At 67.5% G+C, this 21,788-nt stretch carries 18 protein-coding genes; 7 read left to right on the top strand and 11 right to left on the bottom strand.

Features of this window, described 5'->3' with window-relative positions; all coding sequences use genetic code 11:
- Position 1: 1 nt before the first annotated feature.
- From OCH239_RS01880 to OCH239_RS01850, 7 genes are all read right to left on the bottom strand, one after another.
- Entirely contained in the window at positions 2-2,185 is a 2,184-nt protein-coding gene (locus OCH239_RS01880; protein ID WP_037257774.1) for a chemotaxis protein CheA, read from the bottom strand.
- A 7-nt stretch (positions 2,186-2,192) separates the two neighbouring features.
- Positions 2,193-2,561, bottom strand: a complete 369-nt coding sequence (locus OCH239_RS01875) for a response regulator (RefSeq protein ID WP_037257771.1) — start codon at positions 2,559-2,561, stop codon at positions 2,193-2,195.
- The gene (locus tag OCH239_RS01870; RefSeq protein WP_037257768.1) at positions 2,558-2,833 is read right to left on the bottom strand and encodes an STAS domain-containing protein; all 276 of its coding nucleotides are present in this window, start codon (positions 2,831-2,833) and stop codon (positions 2,558-2,560) included. The genes OCH239_RS01875 and OCH239_RS01870 overlap by 4 nt, the downstream gene beginning before the upstream one ends.
- Positions 2,834-2,846: 13 nt before the next feature.
- Entirely contained in the window at positions 2,847-3,392 is a 546-nt protein-coding gene (locus OCH239_RS01865; protein WP_051489147.1) for a hypothetical protein, read from the bottom strand.
- Between the two features lie 68 nt (positions 3,393-3,460).
- On the bottom strand, positions 3,461-6,001 hold the full coding sequence (locus OCH239_RS21600) for a methyl-accepting chemotaxis protein (RefSeq protein ID WP_051489145.1): 2,541 nt from the start codon (positions 5,999-6,001) through the stop codon (positions 3,461-3,463).
- A gap of 38 nt (positions 6,002-6,039) precedes the next feature.
- Positions 6,040-6,612, bottom strand: coding sequence for a PDC sensor domain-containing protein (locus OCH239_RS01855; RefSeq protein ID WP_037257766.1), 573 nt, complete (start codon positions 6,610-6,612; stop codon positions 6,040-6,042).
- Positions 6,613-6,756: 144 nt separating this feature from the next.
- Positions 6,757-7,509, bottom strand: a complete 753-nt coding sequence (locus OCH239_RS01850) for an SDR family NAD(P)-dependent oxidoreductase (protein WP_037257765.1) — start codon at positions 7,507-7,509, stop codon at positions 6,757-6,759.
- A gap of 389 nt (positions 7,510-7,898) precedes the next feature.
- On the opposite strand from OCH239_RS01850, the gene coxB reads away from it, so the two are divergent.
- From coxB to OCH239_RS01825, 5 genes are all read left to right on the top strand, one after another.
- On the top strand, positions 7,899-8,903 hold the full coding sequence (gene coxB / locus OCH239_RS01845) for a cytochrome c oxidase subunit II (protein WP_084782030.1): 1,005 nt from the start codon (positions 7,899-7,901) through the stop codon (positions 8,901-8,903).
- Positions 8,904-8,998: 95 nt separating this feature from the next.
- Positions 8,999-11,506, top strand: coding sequence for a cytochrome c oxidase subunit I (gene ctaD, locus OCH239_RS01840; protein WP_051489180.1), 2,508 nt, complete (start codon positions 8,999-9,001; stop codon positions 11,504-11,506).
- Positions 11,503-11,880, top strand: coding sequence for a hypothetical protein (locus OCH239_RS23450; protein ID WP_037257764.1), 378 nt, complete (start codon positions 11,503-11,505; stop codon positions 11,878-11,880). The genes ctaD and OCH239_RS23450 overlap by 4 nt, the downstream gene beginning before the upstream one ends.
- Positions 11,877-12,458 carry a cytochrome c oxidase assembly protein gene (locus tag OCH239_RS01830; protein ID WP_037257762.1) on the top strand — a complete coding sequence of 194 codons (582 nt, stop codon included), beginning with the start codon at positions 11,877-11,879 and terminating at the stop codon, positions 12,456-12,458. Before OCH239_RS23450 ends, OCH239_RS01830 begins: the two co-directional genes overlap by 4 nt.
- Positions 12,455-13,552 (top strand): c-type cytochrome, encoded by a 1,098-nt coding sequence (locus tag OCH239_RS01825; protein WP_037257760.1) that lies wholly within the window; start codon positions 12,455-12,457, stop codon positions 13,550-13,552. Before OCH239_RS01830 ends, OCH239_RS01825 begins: the two co-directional genes overlap by 4 nt.
- A gap of 6 nt (positions 13,553-13,558) precedes the next feature.
- On the opposite strand, the gene OCH239_RS01820 is transcribed toward OCH239_RS01825, so the two are convergent.
- The 4 genes from OCH239_RS01820 to OCH239_RS01805 form a co-directional block, all read right to left on the bottom strand.
- On the bottom strand, positions 13,559-14,839 hold the full coding sequence (locus OCH239_RS01820) for an MFS transporter (protein WP_037257758.1): 1,281 nt from the start codon (positions 14,837-14,839) through the stop codon (positions 13,559-13,561).
- 79 nt (positions 14,840-14,918) lie between these two features.
- Positions 14,919-15,314: a response regulator gene (locus OCH239_RS01815; protein WP_051489143.1), complete on the bottom strand. Its 396-nt coding sequence runs from the start codon at positions 15,312-15,314 to the stop codon at positions 14,919-14,921.
- On the bottom strand, positions 15,292-18,750 hold the full coding sequence (locus OCH239_RS01810) for a chemotaxis protein CheB (protein WP_037257756.1): 3,459 nt from the start codon (positions 18,748-18,750) through the stop codon (positions 15,292-15,294). Before OCH239_RS01810 ends, OCH239_RS01815 begins: the two co-directional genes overlap by 23 nt.
- 28 nt (positions 18,751-18,778) lie before the next feature.
- Positions 18,779-19,327: a PAS domain-containing protein gene (locus OCH239_RS01805; protein ID WP_037257754.1), complete on the bottom strand. Its 549-nt coding sequence runs from the start codon at positions 19,325-19,327 to the stop codon at positions 18,779-18,781.
- A gap of 342 nt (positions 19,328-19,669) precedes the next feature.
- Here OCH239_RS01805 and OCH239_RS01800 point away from each other — a divergent pair, with 342 nt between their 5' ends.
- The gene (locus OCH239_RS01800; protein WP_037257752.1) at positions 19,670-20,644 is read left to right on the top strand and encodes an ABC transporter substrate-binding protein; all 975 of its coding nucleotides are present in this window, start codon (positions 19,670-19,672) and stop codon (positions 20,642-20,644) included.
- A 105-nt stretch (positions 20,645-20,749) separates the two neighbouring features.
- Positions 20,750-21,787: an ABC transporter permease gene (locus tag OCH239_RS01795; RefSeq protein WP_037257750.1), complete on the top strand. Its 1,038-nt coding sequence runs from the start codon at positions 20,750-20,752 to the stop codon at positions 21,785-21,787.
- The last annotated feature ends 1 nt before the right edge of the window (position 21,788 follow it).

Here is a 21,788-nt window from a genome sequence, read left to right as displayed (position 1 = left end):
CCTATTCTCCAATCGCTGCCAGCATGGGCGCCGGGGGGGTCTGCTCGCGCTCGGCCATGCACGCGATCTCCTCGGGGTCGATGATCAGGGCGATCTTGCCGTCGCCGAGGATCGTTGCGGCCGCCACGCCTTCGACGTGGCCGTAATTGCGTTCGAGACTCTTGATGACGACCTGGCGCTGGTCGATGATCCGATCGACGGCGAGCGCCCAGCGGTCGCCCTGCTCGGTCTCGATGAGAAGGAGGACGAGCTCGTTCGCCTCGGTCGGCTCGGTGCGATATCCGAAGGCGAGGCCGAGATCGACAAGCGGCACCAGGGCGTCGCGGACCTTGATCACGTGGGCGCTCGCTCCGATCCAGTGCAACGCCGAGGGATCGGGGCGGATCGTCTCGACGACAGCGGTGATCGGGACGACCATCGTCTGGCCCGCCACGTCGACGACCATGCCGTCGAGCACCGCCAGCGTCAGCGGCAGCGAGATCGAGAAGCGCGTGCCCTTGCCCGGCACCGATTGGATCGCGACCCTCCCGCCGAGCTTCTGGATGGCGCTCCGCACGACGTCCATGCCGACGCCGCGGCCCGACAGATCCGTGACCGCCTCCTTGGTCGAGAACCCGGGCAGGAAGATCAGACGATCCGTCTCCGCGTCGCTCATCTGCGCGTCGGGCGAGACGAGCCCCTTCTTTACGGCGATCTCGAAGACGCGCGCACGGTCGATCCCGCCGCCATTGTCCGAAACCTCGATCAGGACGCGGCCGGACCGATGGAACGCCGAGAGCCGCACCGTGCCGGCCTCCGGCTTGCCGGTCTCGCGCCGCTTCGCGGTCGGCTCGAGCCCGTGGTCGATCGCGTTCCGCAGGATATGGGTCAGCGGCTCGATCAGACGCTCGATGACGGTCTTGTCGATCTCGGTGTCCTCGCCCTCGGTCTCGAACACCACCTGCTTGCCCGCGACCTCCGACGTCTCCCGCACGATACGCGCCATGCGCTGGAACAGCTGCTTGACCGACTGGGCGCGCAGCGACATCACGCTCTCCTGGATCTGCAGGGCGAGCCCCTTGTACTCGTCGAGCGAGGAACCGATGTCGGCGCGGTTCGCGACATTGGCCTCGATGAAGCTCTGGGTCAGGAACGACTGGTTGATGACGAGCTCGCCGACGATGTTGATCAGCGAATCGACGAGGTCGAGGTCGACCCGGACGGTGCTCTTGGCAGACTTGGCCTGGCCGGAACGTCCCTGCGCAGCGCCCGCGCCATCGCCCGCCCCTGCAACCCCGAAGGTCTCGGCGCCCTCCGCCGAAGCCTCCTCCTCCCGGGCGTCGGGACGGCTCCCGGCCGGGATCTGCGGCGCGTCCTCGTCGGCGGCGCTCTCTCCGCCGGCATCGATGCGCGTGATCCTGACCTCGGCCAGCATCTCGACGAAGTCGAAGACCTCGCGGATGTCGGCCTCGGGGGATACTGTCTCGAGCTGGAGTTGCCAGCGCAGATACGGCATGAGCGGATCGAGCTCGGCGAGGGTCGGAACCTCGTCGGTGATCGCCGTGACGGTCAGATCTCCGAGACCGGCCAGTTCCCGGAAGAGATGCACGGGGTCGTTCCCGGTGGCGAAGAGCTCGGCGCTCGGGGCGACATCGATCCGGAAGATGCCCGGCCCGGGCGCCGCGTCGGCGATGTCGAACGCGAGCGGAATGGCGAGCGGGGCGAATGTCAGCGGGACCTCGCCGTCGGCGGGTTCATCCTCCACGGGCGCCTGAGGTACCGCGACAGGCTCAGGCGCCTTCGCCGCGCTGCCGGGCGTCATCGCGTCGAGCCTGCGCACCAGCGCCTCGGAGGCCGAAGGATCGGTCGGTGCGTCCGCCCTCCCCGCGGCGACGAGATCGGCGAGGTGATCGGCACAGCGGTGCAGCACCCGCACGTTCTCGGCGTCGGGAAGAAGCTTGTTCGACCGCATGAGGTCGAGCACGGTCTCGAAGGAGTGAGAGAACCGGACGATCGCGTCGAGACCGAAGGACGCAGCCCCGCCCTTGATCGAGTGCACGGTCCGGAACACCGCGTTGATGACCTCGGGATCGAGCTCGCCGGCCGGAAGCGCCGCCTCGATATCCGCCAGACCGTCGTTCAGGGCCTCGAGAAGCTCGTCGCATTCGAGGAAGAACATCTGCTTTATGTCGTCGAGAGAGGACATGGGCGTCTCACGTTGCGGCGATGCGGCGTATGGCTGCGATGAGCTTCACGTCGTCGAAGGGTTTCACGATCCAGCCGGTGGCGCCGCTCTCGCGCGCCCGCTGCTTGAGGTCCTGCGCGCTCTCGGTCGTCAGCACGAGGATCGGCAGGGCGGTGCGCTCGGCATCGGCCCGGATCGCCGAGATCACGCCGAACCCGTCGAGCCGCGGCATGTTGATGTCGGTGATCACCACGTCGGGCTCCACCTCGGGCAGACAGTCGAGCCCGGCGATGCCGTCCTCGGCGGTGTGCACGTCGAAACCGGCGCGCGCGAGGCACATCCGCAGCATCTCCCGTATGGTTCGGGAGTCGTCAATGGCCAGGATCTTGAGACTCATGTGTCATCCCCTTCGGAAACCAGATCGCCGGCGAGGCCGAGCAGGCGAAGATCCTCCGCCATCGCCTCGGACGCGGCGATCGTCACGCTGGAGCCCTGGGCGACACGGTCCGCCTGGAGGGCCCAGAGGATCTGGCGGCAGAGGGCGCCGAGCCGCGCCACTGACGTTCCGTCGAGGCGCAGGTCCCCCGGCTCCTGTGCGCCCAGCATCGCAGCCAGGTCCTCGGCGGCGCGGGTGTCGAGCTTTTCGGGCAGTGAAAGTGTCGTGGACATCCGGGGGCTGCTCCTAGAACAGGTCCACCTCGCCTTGCGCGGAGGCTCCGCGGTCGGCAGGCGAGATCGTGGGGAAGGTATCGGCGACAAAGAGCAGCTGCGCCTGACCGGTGACCGGCACGTACCGCACCCGGCGCGCCCTCTGGCCGCCGAGGCTGCTCGCGACCAGCGGGATCTTCTCGGTCTCGAGATAGGCGGTCGCGAAGCGGCAATTCGCCTCGCCGATCCGGCCCATGCGTCCCGCCATGGTCGCTCCGCCGAAGAGCTTCGCCTGCAGGCGCGACTTCCGGGCGCCGAGCTTGAGGAGCGCGTTGATGAGCACTTCCATCGCGTAGGAGCCATACCGCTCGTTGTCGGTCCCGCTCCCGTCCCCGCCGGCGAGAAGGAAGTGGTTCATGCCGCCCACTCCCGCCAGAGGATCGCTGATGCAGGTGGCGACGCAGGATCCAAGAAGGGTCGACAGCACCACGGAAGGATTTCCGGTCGCCTCGTATTGTCCCTGGACCACCAGGCGGTTGACCAGGCTCGGGTCCGCCGTGCTTGCGGTAAGATCGGTCATCTCAGGTGTCCGTTTGAGGGCCGACGAGGGTCGGCCGGGAAGCGAGAGGTGCGCCATGCGCGGGCATCTCAAAAATCGGCCCATTTCTCGACCGGCTGCGGAGCGGACGCCGCCGTAACCGCCCGCCGGGGAGCCTGGGCAGCGGGCGCCTTCGCCGGCGCCGCGTCGATCTGGTGGCCGGACTGGCGCATCTTGAAGCGCGCGAGCGTATCGACGAGCGACACGGCGTCATTGCGCAGCGCCTCGCTGGCGGCCGTCGTCTCTTCGAGCCGCGCGGCCACCTGCTGCGTCGTCTGATCGAGCTGGGTCACCGAGGAGTTGATCTCTCCGAGGCTCATCGATTGCTGCTGGGCAGAGCCGGCGATGTCCGAGACGAGGCCCGCGATCTCGGTCACGGAATTGGCGATGGCCTGCAGCGCCTTGCCTGTGCGTCCGACGAGATCGACGCCCTTCTGGACCTGCCCGCCGCTTTCCGCGATCAGCTCCTTGATCTCGCGCGCGGCATCCGAGGAGCGTTGCGCCAGCGCGCGCACCTCGGAGGCGACGACGGCGAAGCCGCGTCCCGCCTCTCCGGCACGGGCGGCTTCGACGCCCGCGTTGAGCGCGAGCAGGTTGGTCTGGAAGGCGATGTCGTCGATGACCTTGATGATCGAGGTGATCTCTTCGGACGAGGCGGCGATCTGGTCCATGGCCGCGACTGTCTCGAGGACGACGCCGCTGCTTTCCTCGGCATTGACGCGGGCCGCGCCGACGGCCTTGTCGGCCTGGGTCGCCCCTTCGGCGGTATTGCGCACCGAGGTCGTCAGCATATCGAGGGCGGCCGCGGTCTGCTCGAGCGTCGCGGCGGTGCTCTCGGTGCGGCGCGAGAGGGCGTCCGCCGTCGTGCTGATGTCGCCGGTCTCGTTGCGGATGTTCGCGGCACTGTCGAGGATCTCGGTCATGGCGCGCTCGAGGTTCTCGACGGTGCCGTTGAAATCGAGACGCAGATCCTCGAAATCCGGGGCGAAACCGCTGTCGATGCGGCTCGTCAGGTCGCCCGCGCTGAGCTGGCGGAGGCCGACGCGAAGCGCATCGACGACCTTCTCGCGTTCGCTCTTATCCGCCTCCTCGCGCTTGCGCGCCGCCTCGAGGTCGAGATGCGTGCGGGTGACGTCCTTGCCGAGGAGGACTAGCCGGTTGGGCTGGCCGTCGCGGTCGAGCACGCAGGTCAGGCTGCCGTCGACGATCGCCGTTCCGCCGCCCGGGAGGGGGAAGGTGAACTCCCCGTAGAAGGGCGTGCCGGCGCGCACCTTGGCGATGGCGTCGGAAAGTCCCGCGCCCTGCTTGCCGGAGATATGGGCCATGTCCCTCAGATCCCGGCCGACCAGCGCGTCCTCGGAGCATTTCATCGCGCTGCAGAACCGTTCGTTGGCGCGCCGGACGCGGCCCTCGACGGTGAACTGGCAGAGCAGTTGCGAGGCATCGATCGCGTCGACCATCGCGTTCTTGAACCAGATGTCCGACACGTCGCGCCATTCGAGCACGTAGCCGATGGTGTTGCCGGCCGCGTCCCGGGCGTGGTCGATCCGGAGATCGACGGTGGCGATACCGAGCCGGATGTGGGTTTCGACCGGATCCTTGCCCATCGACTGGAGCCGGGTGCGGATCGGCGAGGATTTCGGATGGTAGGCGTCGATCGACGTGCCCACCATGTTCTCGGGGTCGACATTCGCGCGGCCCTCCTGGCGCAGGGAGTCCTGCGCCTTGCGGAAGAGCGCCTTGAGCGGCTCGTTCACCTCGCGGATGGTGAAGTCGGGATCGACGAGCATCAGCGCGGCGGAGCAGTTGCGGAAGGCGACGCTCTGGAACGCGGCACTGCGCTGCGCGGCCTCGCCGCTCGCCAGATCGGCGCGCAGACCGTCGAGGGCCCGCGCGATTGCGCCGAGTTCGTCGCCGCGGCCGGTCAGAGGGATCTCGCTGGTGTAATCGTGCTGTTTGAGCCCCTCGATCGCCCGCTTGGCCGTATGGATCGGCCCGACGATCATCCGGTTGTAGAGGAACGTCGTGGCCGCCACGATGACGAGGATGAGAATTGCCGTGACGAGGGCCGCGTAGCGCAGGAGCTTAGATGTGGCGGCGGAGGCTTCTTCCGTCGTCCACTGGGTGGCAAAGACCCCGACGGGAGCCGTGCCCGCCTCGATGCGCAGGGGAACGGCGACGCGCAGCCCGTCCGCCGAGACCTGCCGTTCGCCCGTCTTGAGGGCCTCCCGCGCGAGACCCAGAAGGTCGGGGGCAAGCCCCGCGCCGGTCGAGGCAGACCCGATTTCGATGCCGTCCGCGCCGAGCGCGAGTCCGCCGGCGGCTAGGCCCTCGCTCAGCTTCAGGAACTCCGCAAGCGTCCCCGAGACCTTGGCCTCGTCCCGGAAGCGCACCGCAGGGGTCATCGTATCCCCCATGAGATCGGTGATGGTGCGGGCTTCGTGTTCCAGCGTCGTGGACGCGGTCTGGAGGATGCCGCGGGAATAGACCACCGACAGCGCGACCGAGACCACGAGACAGGCGACCACGCAGAGCACGGCGCTCTTGACGAAGACTGAACGGAAAGAGAACGACGAGAGCGGTCGGGACATGAGCGGATTCCAGATGGCGAGAGGCGCGGACGGACGGATCAGAAGGCGTCGATGTCGAGGCCCACGGTGACGGCGCCCACGAGGTTTCCGGAGGCGTCGGCCAGCGGGACCGAGACCTGGACGAGGTAGGCCTGGGCGGATTCGTCGAACTCGATCTCGCTCTTGTGGACCGATCCCGGACCGGCGGCGTAGGTCGCGGTGTATTTCTCTTCGTCGCCCTGCCAGAAATCGGAGGTGATGCCGGAGGCGGCGGCGTTGAGGCCGGTGTTGTCCATCATGATGATCTCGACGATGCGGCCGTTCGACGCCGCGACGGCTTCGACCAGCGCCTTCGACGCCGAGGAATTGATGACGCCTGAGATGGTGGGCGTCGAGGCCTGCCCGATCTCGGACCTCCAGGTCTGGTCGAGCGCCTCGATGTCGGCCGGGGACAGCCCTGAATGGGCCGTGTTGCTGTCGGCGACGGCGGCGGCGATCACCGGGTTGGCCATCCATTCCGCGGCCTTGGCGCGGACGAATTCGGCCATGTCGGTGTCGCCTTCGGCCGCGACGCACGGGACTGCAAGCGAGAGCGTGGCGAGCGCCGCGCCGAACAGGGAATTGCGGAACATGGGGAAGCCTCCTGCAAGGGGCCGGCGGCACGCCGGACAGGGGCACATTCCCCGACCCGCCTTAAGACGCGGTAAAGCCGCGCCGCCTGCCGGTCCTCAGGAGGATAAAATTCGCGCTAACGCGGCGCCCGGCTCCGCTCGGGGTCAGCAGGTGTAATTGAGCCCGAGCCGTCCGCCATCGACATAGATCGTCTCGCCGGTGACGTAGCTGGCCTTGTCGGAGGCGAGGAAGACCACGATGTTCGCGACTTCCTCGGCGGTGCCGACCCGCTTCAGCGGCGTGCGGGAGAGCACCCGCTGCATCGCCTCGGGATTGGCGTTCACGCCGGCCATCATCTCGGTATCGATGGAGCCGGGGCCGACGGCGTTGACGCGGATGCCGTGCTCGGCGAGCGCAAGCGCGGCAGCCTTGGTGAGCTGCGCGACGCCGCCCTTCGAGGCGCAATAGGAGGCGATCGCCGGGATGGCCACCTGCGCGTTGATCGACGACATGTTGACGATGGCGCCGGGGATGCCGGCCTCGGACATCATCCGCGCGGCAGCCTGGGTCGCGAGGAAGGTGCCGGTCAGGTTCACGTCGATCACCCTCCGCCACTCCTCGAGGCTCATCTCGAGGAAATCGGCGGGTTTCGCGATCCCGGCGTTGTTCACGAGGATCGAGAGCGGTCCGTGATCGCGCGCGATCCTGTCGAAGAGCTGCGCGATCTGGTCCGGATCGCCCATATCGGCCTCGCAGGCGACGGCGCCCTGCCCGATCGACGCGGCGGCCTCGCGGACGGCCTCTCCCTTGATGTCGGCGAGGATCACCTGCGCGCCATCGGCGGCGAGCGCCCTGGCGCAGGCGAGCCCGATGCCCTGCGCGGCCCCGGTCACGAGGGCAAGCTTCCGGTCGGTCATCTGTCGTCTCCTTTGAACCTTGGGTGCCTGCAGGACACCACGGGGCAGAGATTAGGGGCAGAGACACCGGAGCGACAGGCGTTCCGCCCGAAGCCGCAGGACTTCGGTGCGCGGGAGATGTCGTGGTTCCGTACCGTGCGACCGGGATCGCTCCGGCCGCGGGGAAAAGGAGGTCGGACGGGCCAGGATCCTGGTGACCGGACTCCGGGCAGTTGAATTCCGCCGTCGCGGCGCTATCCCGTTTCAAGTAACGATCGCACAAGAATTCGACATTGAAGGGAACCTTGCGCTGGTGGACCTTCATTGGATCGAAGGCGATGCGCGGTCCGGCCGCGACGAAGGCCCAACAAGGCACCGCTGATCCGGGGGACGGGACAACGCGACACGACATGTCAGACGACCGCATCGTGCGGCCGAGGCTGCGGCAGGCCTTGTGCGCTCTTGCCCTCGCCACCCTGCCCGGATGTTCCGGCGTCCAGCACGTCCTCGCCCCCGCAGGCACCGATGCCGGGTTTCTCGCCAACCTCTTCTGGATCATGCTCGCCGGAGCCGTGGTGCTCTGGATCTTCATGAACGGGCTCATGGTCTACGTGACCCGGATCAACGTGCGGCAGATGTCGCCGAAGAAGGCCGAGGCGCTGATCATCGGCGGCGGCATCGTCTTCCCGACGGTCGTGATCGCCTGCCTTCTCTCCTACGCCCTCGCGGCGATGCCGGACATGCGCGCGGAGGGCACCGGAACCCGGCTCAAGGTGACCGGAGAGCAATGGTGGTGGCGGGTCGAGTACTGGCCCGAGGGCGCGGACGCGCCGATCGTGAGCGCCAACGAGATCGTGCTGCCCGCAGGCTCGCGGTCCGAGATCGCGCTGACCGCCGACAAGGTGATCCATTCCTTCTGGGTGCCCGCGCTCGGCGGCAAGACCGACATGTTCCCCGGGCGCGAGACGCGGATGAGCCTCGAGCCCCTCGAGCCCGGCACCTATCGCGGGCAATGCACCGAATTCTGCGGCGACAGCCACGCCTGGATGGCGTTCAACACCGTGGTCCTGCCGCAGGAGGAATACGACGCCTGGCTCGAGAACGCGGCCACGGATGCGGTGGCCCCTGAAGGCGAGGCGGCGACCCGCGGGCGCGAGGTGTTCTTCGCCGAGGGTTGCGGCGCCTGTCATCAGGTGCGGGGTACGGCGGCGACCGGCAAGGTCGGGCCGGACCTCACGCATCTCGGCTCGCGGACCTCGCTCGCGGCGGGCACCCTGCCCCTCGATGAGCCGTCGCTGATCCGCTGGGTGCGAGACGCCAAGGCGGTGAAGCCCGGCGCGGAAATGCCCGCCTACGACCATCTCTCGGACGACGATCTGAGCGATCTCGCCGCCTATCTGGAGGGCCTGATTTGAGCACCACCTGGCAACCGGGACGGATCGAGGACGAGACCTTCGTCACGGTCGAAGGCGAGCACGGGCCCTACGGGATCTACCCGCCGACGGAAGACATGCTGAACGAGCCGGTCGATCCCGAGGTGTCGAAGGCGCAGGAGCAGCGGCTCCGCAAGGCCTGGGCCGCGCCCGCGGGCTGGCGCATCATCTCGGCGGTCAACAACGAGTTCGTCGGCAAGTGGTACTGCATGACGGCGTTCGTCTTCATGCTCTGCGCCGGGGTTCTGGCGCTCTTGATGCGGGTGCAGCTCTCGGTGCCCGAGAACGACTTCCTCGACGCCAGCACCTTCAACCAGTTCTTCACGATGCACGGCTCGGCGATGATGTTCCTCTTCGCCGTGCCGATGTTCGAGGCGCTGTCGATCCTGCTTCTGCCTGAGATCCTGCGGGCGCGCGACATGCCGTTCCCGCGCCTGTCGGCCTTCGGCTACTGGTGCTTCCTGATAGGCGGAATCTTCGTTCTGTCCTCGGTCCTCTTCGGGGTCGCGCCCGAGGGCGGCTGGTTCATGTATCCGCCGCTCTCGACGATCGACGAGAGCATCGGGCCGGACATCTGGCTGCTGGGCCTTTCCTTCATCGAGGTCGCCTCGATCGCGGCGGCGGTGGAGCTCATCGTCGGCGTCATCAAGTGCCGCCCGCCGGGGATGCGCATCAACCTGATGCCGCTCTACGCGTGGTACGTGCTCGTCGTCGGCGTGATGATCCTCTTCGCCTTCCCGCCGCTCATCGCGGGCGACTTCCTCTTCGAGATGCAGCGCAGCTTCGACTGGCCGTTCTTCGACCCCGAGCGGGGCGGCGATCCTCTGCTGTGGCAGCACCTCTTCTGGATCTTCGGCCACCCGGAGGTCTACATCGTCTTCCTGCCCTCGATCGCGCTTGCCGCGATGATCATCCCGACGGCGGCGCAGCGACCCATCGTCGGCTACAACTGGATCGTCCTGTCGGCGGTCGGCGTCGGCTTCCTGAGCTTCGGGCTCTGGGTCCACCACATGTTCACCACCGGATTGCCGTCGCTCTCGCTCGGCTTCTTCTCGGCGGCGTCCGAGGCGGTGGTGATCCCGACGGGGGTGCAGCTCTTCGCCTTCGTCGCGACGCTGATGGTGGGCCGGGTCAAGATGATCCTGCCGATGCTCTGGATCGCCGGCGCCATGGCGGTGTTCACCGCGGGCGGGCTCACCGGCGTGATGATCGCGCTCGCGCCCTTCGACTGGCAGGTGCACGACACCTACTTCATCGTGGCGCACCTGCACTACACGCTCTTCGGCGGCATGATCTTCCCGATCGTGGGCGGGATCTACTACTACTATCCGTTCTTCACCAAGAAGATGATGTCCGAGCGGCTCGGCAAGTGGTCGTTCTGGCTGAGCTTCACCGGTTTCAACATCTGCTTCCTGCCGATGCACTGGACCGGCCTCGCGGGCATGCCGCGGCGGGTCTACACCTATCCCGAGGGGATCGGCTGGGACATGGCGAACATGATCTCGACCGTCGGCGCGTTCATCACTGCGGCGGGCGTTCTGGTCTTCGCCTACGATCTGCTGCGCTCGAAGAAGCACCAGCCGCGCGCGCCGCGCAATCCGTGGAAGGCCGGAACCCTCGAATGGGCGGACGACCCGAACGACGAGAACTGGGGCGTGCGCTCGGTGCCGTTCGTCACCAGCCGCTACCCGCTCTGGGACCAGCCGAAGCTGCTCGAGCGGATCGACGCGGGGCGCTACTACCTGCCCGACAGCCAGGAGGGCTACCGCGAGACCATCATCACCTCGGCGGTGGATGCGCGTCCGCAGCACGTCACTCGGGTGACGGGTCCTGCATGGTGCACGATCTGGGCGGCGATCTTCACCGGCGGCGCGTTCATCTTCCCGACCTTCAGCTGGTACGTGCCGGCGGCGATCTCGGCCGCCTTCGCGGTGGTCTGCGTGCTCTACTGGCTCTGGACCGCGACGGCGCAGGTGCCGGTCCGCCCGTCGCAGGACGTGAGCCTCGGGCTCAGGCTGCCGCTCTACGTCTCGGGCCCGAAGGCGCCGGGCTGGTGGGCGGTGTTCATCACCATGCTCGGGGACGCGACCGCGTTCACCTCGCTCATCTTCGGGGTGTTCTACTACTGGACGGCCTCGCCGGACTTCCCGCCTGCGGGCGCCCTTCACGCGGACGCGGTCTGGATCTCGGGCGCAGCGATCCTCTACGCGCTCTCCTGGGCGGCGACGCGCGCGGCGCGGGGCGTGAACCGGGGCGGCATGCAGCGCCTCGCGCAGGGCCTGCTCATCGCGGCGCCGCTGCTCGCGGCCGCGGGCGGCGGCGCGATGTGCTTCTCACTCATGGGAATGGATCCGACATCGCATGCCTATCCGGCGATCATGTGGGGTCTTGCGGTCTGGACCTGCGCGCACACCGCCTGCGGCGTGATCATGCAGCTCTACTGCCTCGCCGGAACGTTCTTCGGCAAGCTCACCTCGCGCTATGACGCGGATCTCTGGAACACGACGCTCTACTGGCACTTCCACGGCGGGTCCGCGATCATCGCCGCGGCGGTGATCGGCTGGCTCCCGAGGGTGCTGTCATGAGCTGGCCCAAGATCCTCGACCGCCACCAGAGCCTGTGGTTCCTGATCACCGGGCCGACGCTCTGGGCGCTGCATTTCTGCACCGTCTACGCGATGACGGCGATCTATTGCGAGAAGCTCGGCGACGAGGCCGGGCCGCTTCGGCTCGGCATCCTCGGCGTCACGCTCGGCGCGCTCGTGCTGATCGGCATCACCGCTTGGCTGTCCTGGCGGCAATGGGATTACACCGACGACTGGGATTACGAGCACGACGGCCTGACCGTCGAGGACCGGCGGGAATTCATCGGCCATGCCGGGTTCCTGCTGTGCGTGGTGTCTGTGATCGGCGTCATCTACGTCGCCTTGCCCGCCGCCTTCGTCGGGAGCTGCGTATGATGCGCCCCGTCTTCCTCGGCGCGGCGCTCGTGTCGATCATGGCCGCGTATCTGCTGCCATGGCAGGGCTGGTTCGGCTTCTTCCCGAAGCACATGGTGCAGCACATGGTGCTCGTCGCCATCGCGGCGCCGCTCATGGTGCTGGCGCTGAACGGTCGCGCGCGCTGGGCGCCACCGGTGATGGCGGGAGCGGTGATCGAATTCGTCGTGGTCTGGGGCTGGCATCTGCCGCAGCTGCACGGGCTCGGCTGCCTCGGGGGACCGTGGAAGATCGTCGAGCAGGCGAGCTTCTTCGGCGCGGGACTGCTCGTCTGGGCGGGCGCGCTCAACACCGACCAGCCGCTCGCCGGGGCCGGCAGCTTGCTGCTCACCTCGATGCACATGACGCTGCTCGGGGCGCTGCTGACGCTGGCGCCCTCGCCGCTCTATCTCGAGACCTGCGCGCTCTGCGGCGGGCTCGGACCGCAACAGACCGGCGGCATGCTGATGCTCGCCATAGGCACGCCGATCTACCTGCTCGGCGGGCTCTGGCTGACCGCGCGCGCGCTCGGCCCCGACCCTGAACGGAGCACGGCATGAAACTTCGCCGCCCCGACCTCGACCCCGAAACCATCGCCTGGACGCTGGGCACGCTTGCCGTGGCGGGCGCCGTCGTCGGTGCTTCCGTCGTGGGCTTCGGCCTCTACAACGTGTCGGCGCGGTCCGGGCATCTGCCGGGCGTGAGCTGGGCGCTGCACACGACGTTCCGCCAATCGGTCGAGCGCCAGGCCCCGCCCAAGAGCGAGGTGCCGGAGCTGACGCCCGAGATGGCGGCGCTCGGCGCGCGGCATTTCGAGGCGGCCTGCGCCGTCTGCCACTCGGCGCCGGGGCGCAACCGCACCGCGACGATGGAGGTCATGAACCCCGTGCCGCCACATATCGAGGTGGCGTCGCGGAACTGGGATCCCGAGGAATTCCACTGGATCGTCGACGAGGGCGTGAAGATGTCGGGCATGCCCGCCTGGCCCGCCGACCGCGAACCCGAGGTGTGGCCGGTGGTGGCGTTCCTGATGGACGTCCAGGACGGCATGACCGGCGAGGAATACGAGGCGCTGACGCGGATGGAGGGCGGGAGCGCCGAGGGCTTCGAGTATTGCGCCGCCTGCCATGGCGAGCGCGGCGCAACGGATAACCCCCATATCCCGCGCCTCGACATCCTGTCCGCGGAATACATGAGTGTCGCGCTCGACGCCTATGCGCGGGGCGCGCGCGACAGCGGGTTCATGGAGCATGCCGCGAGCGAGGTGCCGCGGGAGACGCTGGCGGATCTCGCGGCGCGCTTCGCGGAGTACCAGCCTTCGGGCGACGCGGGCGACATGTCGGAGCTGGCGGGCGAAGGCCGGACGCTGGCCTATGCCGAGGGCGGCGACAGCAACGTACCCTCGTGCCGCGCCTGTCACGGACCGTGGCCTGAGCCGATCAAGGAGAGCTTTCCGGCGCTCGCGGGCCAGCACGCACCCTATCTCGAGGCGCAGCTGAAGCTCTGGCGGGACGGCGCGCGCGGCGGCGGGCCGACGCAGGAGCTGATGCACAGCGCGGCGCGGGAATTGTCTGACGAGGACATCGCCGCGCTCGCGGCCTATTACGCGGCGCTTGCGCCCGCGACGCTGAACGAGACGGCGGAGCGGCCGTAACGGCCGTCAGCCCGCCCTCTCGTCCTCTTCCTTCTCGTCCGCATCGCCTTCTTCCTCGGCGGCGTCCGCGTACCATTCGTAGGCCGCCCCGACCGCGACGGTCGAGGAGTTGGGCAGAACGTTGAGATAGGCCGAGCCGTCGCCCGCGGGTGCGGCGCGCCGGGTCATGCGCCAGGCGGTCCAGCAGGCGATGGCGAGAAAGAGGATGCCGAGCACCGCCCAGAAGAGCTCGGGGCCGTAGAGGTCCATGACCTGCCCGGTGACGATCGGGCCGAGGATCGCGCCGACGCCGTAGACGAAGACCATGCCGGAGGCCGCGGCGGCCATCTCGTCAGGCTCGAGATAGTCGTTGGTATAGGCGATGAAGAGCGAATAGAGCGGGCTCGCCGTGCCGCCGAGAAAGAGCGCCGCACCGAGGAGCGCGGTGAGCGAGGACTGGAAGAGGAAGCCGAAGACGCAGGACACCGCGCCCGCGGCCGCGAGCGTCAGGATGAGGAGACGGCGGTCCATCAGGTCCGACGCCCAGCCGACGGGGAACTGGAACAGGAACGAGCCGATGAAGAGCGCGGCAACGAAGGCCGAGATCTCCTGCACGGAGAGGCCGGCCTTGGCGCCGTAGACCGAGGCCATGCCCATCTGCGCCGCGAAAACGCCGCCGAGAATGAGCGTTCCGACGGAGGCGAGCGGCGAGCGCTCGTAGAGCTGGCGCAGGCTCATCGGCTTGATCGCCTCGGCGGCGGGTACCGGCACGGCCGACAGCAGCACCGGCGTGAAGGCGACGGAGACGAGGATCGAGGCGGCGATGAAGAGGCCGTAGCCGGCCGCGTCGCCGAAGTTGAGAAGACCCTGCGCGGCAACCATGCCGAGCGTCTGCGCCACCATGTAGGCCGACAGGAGCGTGCCGCGCGTCGCGTTGGTGGCGCGGTCGTTGAGCCAGCTCTCGGAGGTCACGTAGATGCCCGAGAGGCAGAAGCCGAGCAGGAGGCGCAGCAGCGTCCAGGACCAGGGATCGGTCAGCATCGGGAAGGCGATGAGGCCCGCCGACATGAGCGAGCCGAGCGCGGCGAAGACGCGCACGTGGCTCACCCGGCGGATCATCTCGGGCGTCATGCGCGAACCCGCGAGGAAGCCCATGAAATAGCCCGACGTGACGAGCGATAGCTCGAAGGTCGAGAAGCCCTCGATGTCGCCGCGGACGCCCATGAGCGTCGCCTGCATGCCGTTGCCGACCATCAGGAGGAATATGCCGAGGAGCAGCGCCCAGACGCTCGACAGAAGCTGGATCATCGGGCTCTCCGGAGAGGCTGAAACCAGCCTCTAGACTTGGGGTATGTGCATCGTCCCGCTGGCGCGGAGACGCGAGGGGCTATTCGACGGACGCTCGCTGGGTCACGCGGCGCAACTCGTCCTCGAGACGCGAGGTCACGATGGGTTTCTGGCAGCAGGCGGCGCCTGGAAAGCGGGCCCGGATCTCGTCGTCGTAGGTGTGCCCGGAATGGAAGATGAGGGGCACGCCCATCTCCTGCAGACGCTCGGCGACCGGAAAGACCTCACCATCGCCAAGACGCACGTCGAGGATCGCGGCGTCGGGCCGCTCGCGCTCCAGCGCGGACAGGGCCCGGGCGACGGTCGAATGGGGCCCGAGCACGTCGAAGCCGTAACCTTCGACGAGGAACTGCAGGTCGAGCGCCACGATCGGCTCGTCCTCGCAGATCAGAACGCGCGGTCGCGCCACCGGATCAAGTTTCGGTCTGAGGTTCATAGGTCAACACTGTTCTTCTTTCGCGCTCGCCAGGATCGACCGAGACACTTCCCCTGAGCTGCGCCGCCGAGAGTTGCACGAGCGTCGAGCCGAACCCGGAGGGCCCATCCTCGGGCTCAATCGGCGCGGCGTAAATTTCGTTCCATGCAAGTTCGACAACGCCGTCATCCACTGTCTCCCAGGTCACATCCAGCCGCCCGTCGAGCGGCCCGAGCACACCGTACTTGGCTGCGTTCGTCGCCCATTCATGTAGGAGCAGCGACAGCGCGGTCAAATCGCGGGTGCCGACGGTGACCTTCGGCCCGGTGATGCGGACCGCGGCGTTGCCCGCATAGGGTTCGAGCGAGGCGCTCACCACGTCCTCGAGCGTCAGGTTGCCGTCGCTCGGCGCGCGCTGCGTGAGATCATGGGACCGGGCGAGCGCGGTGACGCGGTTCTCGATGCTCTCGATGAGGTCGGGCACGCTGTCGGTGGTGCGGCCGGCCATCCGGACCATGCCGGAGATGATCGAGAACATGTTCTTCACGCGGTGGTTCATCTCGCGCAGCATCATCTCGCGGACGTGACGGGCCTCGTGTTCGGCGGTCACGTCGAAGAGGACGCCGAGGATGCGCGCGGCGCGGTTGCTCTCGACCCGGTGGCCGACCATCTGGACCGCGCGGCTCTCCCCGTCCGGCCCCTCGACCATGCAGGTCACCTCGATCCCTTCGCCGTTTGCGGTGACCTTGTCGAGCTCCGCCGCCACGCGGTCGCGATCGACCTGGGGCATGTTGCGCAGGAAGGTGTCGAAGGTTGCGGTCGTCTCGTCGATGCCAAGCATGCGGGCGGCGGTGTCGTCGAGCCTCACGGTCTGAGCCTCGGGGTCGCATTCCCAGACGCCGAGGCCGGTGACGTCGAGCGCGAGGCGCAGGCGCTCGCCCTCGTGGCGCAGTGCCTCTTCGAGCCGGAGCGCGTCGGTCAGCTCGTTGAAGACCAGCGTCGCGCCGTCGAGCTGTCCCTCGCGGGTGCGGTAGGGCGTGACGACGAGGCTCCAGGTCCGGTCCTCGGCGCGGTCGCTGACGCGCAGGTGCCGGACCTCGCCCGTCGTCATCACGTCACGTATGGCGCCCAGAACCTCCTCGTTGCCGCGCAGGGTACTGGTGACCTCGGCGAGCGGGCGGCCCCGGTCGGTGCCCCGGAAGGGATAGATCGACTGGATCGCGTCGGTGAAGTTCCGGATCGCCATGTCGGCGTCGACCACCACGAGCGGCAGCGCGGTCGAGGCGAAGAAGTTCGAGAGATCGGCATTGGCGATGGAGAGCTCGTCGACCTTGCCCTTGAGCTCGTCGTTGACGGTCGAGAGCTCCTCGTTCGTAGACTGGAGCTCCTCGTTCATCGACATCATCTCTTCGTTGGAGCTCTTCAGCTCCTCGTTTGCGGTCTCGAGCTCCTCGACGGTGGTGTGCAGGCGCTGGCGGGTCGAGCGCAACTCGTCCTCGAGGCTCTGCACGTGGCTGTCCGACGGATCGACCTCCTCGAACTCGTCGTCGTCGAGTGCCTCGAACCGGTCGCGCTCGCGGAAGACGAGCAGGATCGAGCCGTCGTCGAGCGGGTCGGCGACGAGGTCGAAGGCCTGCCGCCCGAATTCGGACTGCGCGGTCAGATCGCGGCTGATCGTGCGCTTGCCGCTTTTTGTCACCTGCCGGATGATCGCCGAGACCGCCTCGCGGGCGCCGGGGCGCGCGACGGAGGGGGCGAACTTGCTGCCGTCCTCCCCGAGCGTGACATCGAGATACTTCCCGAGCCTGCCCGTCGAGCGCAGGATCTCGCCCTTGGCGCTGACCTGAAGCGTCGGCGGCGCGTAGGCGGCGAGGACGCGCTCGGCCGCGCCTCCGTCGCTCCATTCGACGCGGGTCGAGGGCGCGTCCCGTTCGCGGGTGCTGCGCCGGGCCGTGCTGCCGGTGCTCGTCTGGCCGCGCAGGTGCAGCGGATATTCGGGGCGGCTGTCGTTGCGCTGGAAGATGCGCGCGGACTGATCGACCGCGTGGAACATGTGATCGTACCGTCCGACGGTTTCGGACGGGCCGAGAAACAGCAGCCCGCCCGGCCGGATCGCGTAGTGGAAGATCGGCAGCGCCGAGGCCTGAAGCTGGTCGCCGAAATAGATCAGCAGGTTGCGGCAGGACAGAAGGTCGATGTTCGAGAACGGCGGATCCCGCACGATCGAATGGACCGAGAAGCGGATCATGTCGCGGATCTTGGCGGAGACCTGGAACTTGCCGTCGCGGGCGATGGTGTAGAGCTCGCGCATCTCCTCGGGGATGTCGGCGAGCGCGGCCTGCGGATAGATCGCCTCGCGGGCGAGGCGCAGCATCTGCTCGTCGATATCGGTGGCGAAGATCTGGATGTTGACCGAGCGGCGCTGCAGCCGGACCTCCTCGGCGAACATCATGGCGATGGAATAGGCCTCCTCGCCCGAGGAGCAGCCCGGAACCCAGACGCGGATCTCGTCCTGATTGCCGGCGTTGCGGACGAGCGGGCGAACCGCATGCTCGCGGAGCGCGTCGAAATGATCGCTGTCGCGGAAGAAGCGCGTGACGTTGATCAGCAGCTCGCGGAAGAGCGTCTCGCATTCGTCGGGATCGGACCGGATGTGCTGCAGATAGGCGCTCGCGTCGCCGAGATCGAGCACCTGGATGCGCCGCTGCACCCGCCGCACCAGGGTCGACTGCTTGTAGCCCGAGAAATCGTGCCCGACGAAGTTGCGCACCACCCCGCAGATGTCGTTGATCGATTGCTCGACCGTCTGCTTGAGCTGCTGATCGGCGGTGTCGACGAGGGTGTGGGCGTAGAACTGCCGGATCGCCTCGATGATGCCCGAGGGCGCGCGCACGAAATCGACGAGGCCGGTGCTCTGCGCCGAGGTGGGCATGCCGTCGTATTTCGCGGTCGACGGGTCCTGCACGATGCAGAGACCGCCATGTTCCTTGATCGCACGCAGGCCCGCGCTGCCGTCGGCGCCGGTGCCCGAGAGGATCACGCAGGCCGCGAACCGGCCCTGGTCGATGGCGAGGCTCTCGAAGAAGTCGTCGATGGGGCGGCGCAGACCGCGCGGCTGCGAAAATTCGGTGGTCTGCAGCACGCCGTTCGTCACCGAAAGACCGTGGCCCGGCGGGATGATGTAGACGTTGCCGGGCTCGATCTTCTCGCCGCCCGCCACCTGACGCACATTGAGCGCGGTGTGCCGGCCAAGGAGTTCGGCCAGCAGGCTCTCGTGGTTGGGATCGAGATGCTGGACGACGACATAGGCGAGGTTGCTCTCGGGCGACGCCTCGGTGAGCATCTCGCGGATCGCCTCGAGCCCTCCGGCCGAGGCACCGATCCCGACGATGCACATGCGTTCGCGTTCCTCGGTGGCGGACCGGACCTTGTCCGCATCCGTCTCGTTGTCTCTCATGTCTCGTCTACCGTACAGCCTGCGGCGCCTATGGCCGATCGTCGTCGAGGGTCAGCCGCGCCATCGTGGCGACCGAGTCCGAGATCATCTGCGCCGAACCGATCATCGCGAGCCCGAACTCGCGTCCGATCTGCTCGACGTCGGACAATGTGCGCTTCAGCGTTTCGTCGTTGGTTTCGATCTTCGTGCGTTGCACCGCGGTGGTCATGTCGAACTGAGAGGCCAGAACGAACCTGACCTCTCCTGACCTGTCGCGCAACCGCGTCATGAAGACGAAATTGTGGAACTCGCTTCCGTCTTTCTTGTAGTTCAGGATCGGAAAGCGGCTGTTGTCGGCGCCCCTGCCCCGCACGAAGTCGCGCAGCGCGGTGCGGTCTTCCTCCGCGGTGCCCTCACTTTGCAGGAAGCGGCAATTCTGCCCGACGACCTCGTCTTCGGAATAGCCGGTGAGGTCGCAGAACGCCGTGTTGACGAGCACCAGCGGCACGTCGCCGGCGATGTCCGACACGGCGAGCGGCACGGAGGTCCGGTAGAGATAGTCGCGCAGCGAGGCCGGCAGGTCGGTCGTTTCAGTCACGGAGCAGTCTTTCGGACGCAGTCAATATTCGGTCATCAAGATGCATGGAGATTGCAAAATGACAATGGGGCCGCACGGGCCGATAGTCACATGTTGATCGTTTTCCCGGAACGTCCAAGACATTGACGCGACGGCATATCCGGACGTCTTTTTATGCAACGTCATCATTGCATCTTTCACGGTTACAGCGGCGGAGATCCGCCGTTAGGGTCCGCCACCGCAAGTTCCGGGGCATCGGCGGCGCGATACGGCGCCGCCCAACCTTCGCGTCGTGCCGCCGTCGGCACGACCGACCCGCATGGCGCGCGAGGCCCCCGGAGACCGTGGAAACAGGGGAAATCCATGCGGAAACTGACGCTCACGACAGCACTCACTCTGCTTGCCGCACCGGCATTCGCTCAGGACGAGGGAAGCTGCGGCGAGGTTTCGATCACCGAGATGAACTGGGCCTCCGCGTCCGTCGTCACCAACGTGGCGAACTTCATCATGGAACAGGGCTATGGCTGCGACGTCTCGATCGTGCCGTCCGACACCGTGCCCGCGATCACCTCGGTCGCCGAGAACGGCGAGCCGGACATCGTGACCGAGCTCTGGGTCAACGCCACCGGCAACGTCTATGAAAACCTCAAGGAAGAGGGCCGTGTCGAGGAGCTCGGCGCCGTGCTCGATCCCGGCGGCATCGATGCGTGGTGGATCCCGGCCTACCTTGCCGAAGAACATCCCGAGCTGAAGACTATCGACGGGATCCTCGAGAACCCCGAGCTGGTCGGCGGACGCCTCCACAACTGCCCCGAGGGCTGGGGCTGCCGCGTCTTCAACGACAACCTCCTGCCGGCCTTCGGCGTCGAGGAAGCCGGCATCGAGATCTTCAACCACGGCTCGGGCGAGACGCTCGCCACCTCCATCGCCTCGGCGTTCGAGAGCGAGGAGCCCTGGTTCGGCTATTACTGGGCCCCGACGGCCGTGATCGGCCGCTACGACCTCGTGCAGGTCGACATGGGCGAGTACGATCAGGAGGCGCACGAGGCGGCGCAGAACCCCGACGCCACCGATGTGGGCCGCACCTCCTTCCCGCCGGCCGAGATCAAGACCGCGGTCACCACGGACTTCTCGGGCGAATATCCCGAGCTGACCGAGTTCCTTACGAACATGACCTTCGAGACCGACACGATGAACTCCATCGTGGCCTGGATGGAGGAGAACTCCGCATCGGGCGAGGAAGGGGCCGTCTACTTCCTGACCAACTACCAGGACACCTGGTCGAACTGGATCAGCGACAGCGCGCGCGAGAACCTCGCGAGCGTGCTCGAGCAGTGATCGGCTGACACGGCGCGCGGCGGCCCCGGCATTCCGGGGCCGCCGTTTGCGTTTCCGGACGGTGCGCCCCGGCGCGCCCGGCCCCTCAACAGGACAGGATACCCCATGGCCACCTATGACTGGGTCTTCAACAGCCTCGGGCTGCGCGACTGGTGCGACGGCGACGGCTCGGGCGGCTCCGCCCCGATGTCGATGGCCGATCTCGTCGGACAATCAGGCGGCGGCGCACCCGAGACCTCCCTCTGGGACACGCCCTTCCCCTCGATGGATTCCCTCAACGACGCCTGCGCGTCCTTCCCGCAATCGCGGGAGGTCACGCAGGGGCTCGAGCGCGGCTTTCTCGACATCAAGGACGCGCTTTCCTACGTGCTCGATCCGATCACCCAGCCGCTGAGCTGGGCGCTCGCGAACGCGCTCTGGCTCTTCCAGGAGACGCCGTGGTGGATCATGATCCCGGCGCTTGCGCTGATCGTGCTGGTGGTCAGCCGCTCGTGGCAGCTGATGGCCTTCGTCGCGGGCTGCTTCGCCGCGCTCGCCTTCATCGATTATTATGACTACGCGATGCAGACGCTGGCGATCATCTTCGTCTGCGCGGTAATCTGCGTCCTATTGGGCGTGCCCATCGGCATCGCCATGTCGCGCTCGGACAAGCTCCAGCGGATCATGATCCCGGTGCTTGACATGCTGCAGACGCTGCCGCCCTTCGTGTACCTCATCCCGCTGATCTTCCTCTTCTCGGTGACCGAGCCCAAGCTCTACGGCATCGCCATCATCCTCTACGCCATCGTGCCGGTGATCCGTCTGACCAATCTCGGCATCCGGCTCGTCGACAAGGAGGTGATCGAGGCCGCGGACGCGTTCGGGATGACCAAGCGCCAGAAGCTCTACGGCGTGCAGATCCCGCTGGCGCTGCCGAACATCATGGCCGGCGTGAACCAGACGATCATGATGTCGCTCGCGATGGTGGTGATCGCCTCGCTCGTCTCGGCCCCGGGCCTCGGCGTGCTGGTGCTGCGCGGCATCCGCAACCTCGAGCTCGGCGTCGGCCTGATCTCGGGCCTCGGCATCGTGCTTCTCGCGGTCATCCTCGACCGCTCCACCAAGGCGGCGCTCGCCCGCGTCAACGCCGCGCAGAAGACCTGAA

The sequence above is a fragment of the Roseivivax halodurans JCM 10272 genome (assembly GCF_000521785.1).
Lineage (GTDB): Bacteria > Pseudomonadota > Alphaproteobacteria > Rhodobacterales > Rhodobacteraceae > Roseivivax > Roseivivax halodurans.
Note: the sequence above shows the minus strand (reverse complement) of the source record. Positions and strands in the feature narration are given on the sequence as shown.

Excerpts from the sequence above, each read along its gene's own strand:
- OCH239_RS01880 (WP_037257774.1), bottom strand. The coding sequence starts at position 2,185 with ATGTCCTCTCTCGACGACATAAAGCAGATGTTCTTCCTCGAATGCGAC.
- OCH239_RS01875 (WP_037257771.1), bottom strand. The coding sequence starts at position 2,561 with ATGAGTCTCAAGATCCTGGCCATTGACGACTCCCGAACCATACGGGAG.
- OCH239_RS01870 (WP_037257768.1), bottom strand. The coding sequence starts at position 2,833 with ATGTCCACGACACTTTCACTGCCCGAAAAGCTCGACACCCGCGCCGCC.
- OCH239_RS01865 (WP_051489147.1), bottom strand. The coding sequence starts at position 3,392 with ATGACCGATCTTACCGCAAGCACGGCGGACCCGAGCCTGGTCAACCGC.
- OCH239_RS21600 (WP_051489145.1), bottom strand. The coding sequence starts at position 6,001 with ATGTCCCGACCGCTCTCGTCGTTCTCTTTCCGTTCAGTCTTCGTCAAG.
- OCH239_RS01855 (WP_037257766.1), bottom strand. The coding sequence starts at position 6,612 with ATGTTCCGCAATTCCCTGTTCGGCGCGGCGCTCGCCACGCTCTCGCTT.
- OCH239_RS01850 (WP_037257765.1), bottom strand. The coding sequence starts at position 7,509 with ATGACCGACCGGAAGCTTGCCCTCGTGACCGGGGCCGCGCAGGGCATC.
- coxB (WP_084782030.1), top strand. The coding sequence starts at position 7,899 with ATGTCAGACGACCGCATCGTGCGGCCGAGGCTGCGGCAGGCCTTGTGC.
- ctaD (WP_051489180.1), top strand. The coding sequence starts at position 8,999 with ATGCTGAACGAGCCGGTCGATCCCGAGGTGTCGAAGGCGCAGGAGCAG.
- OCH239_RS23450 (WP_037257764.1), top strand. The coding sequence starts at position 11,503 with ATGAGCTGGCCCAAGATCCTCGACCGCCACCAGAGCCTGTGGTTCCTG.
- OCH239_RS01830 (WP_037257762.1), top strand. The coding sequence starts at position 11,877 with ATGATGCGCCCCGTCTTCCTCGGCGCGGCGCTCGTGTCGATCATGGCC.
- OCH239_RS01825 (WP_037257760.1), top strand. The coding sequence starts at position 12,455 with ATGAAACTTCGCCGCCCCGACCTCGACCCCGAAACCATCGCCTGGACG.
- OCH239_RS01820 (WP_037257758.1), bottom strand. The coding sequence starts at position 14,839 with ATGATCCAGCTTCTGTCGAGCGTCTGGGCGCTGCTCCTCGGCATATTC.
- OCH239_RS01815 (WP_051489143.1), bottom strand. The coding sequence starts at position 15,314 with ATGAACCTCAGACCGAAACTTGATCCGGTGGCGCGACCGCGCGTTCTG.
- OCH239_RS01810 (WP_037257756.1), bottom strand. The coding sequence starts at position 18,750 with ATGAGAGACAACGAGACGGATGCGGACAAGGTCCGGTCCGCCACCGAG.
- OCH239_RS01800 (WP_037257752.1), top strand. The coding sequence starts at position 19,670 with ATGCGGAAACTGACGCTCACGACAGCACTCACTCTGCTTGCCGCACCG.
- OCH239_RS01795 (WP_037257750.1), top strand. The coding sequence starts at position 20,750 with ATGGCCACCTATGACTGGGTCTTCAACAGCCTCGGGCTGCGCGACTGG.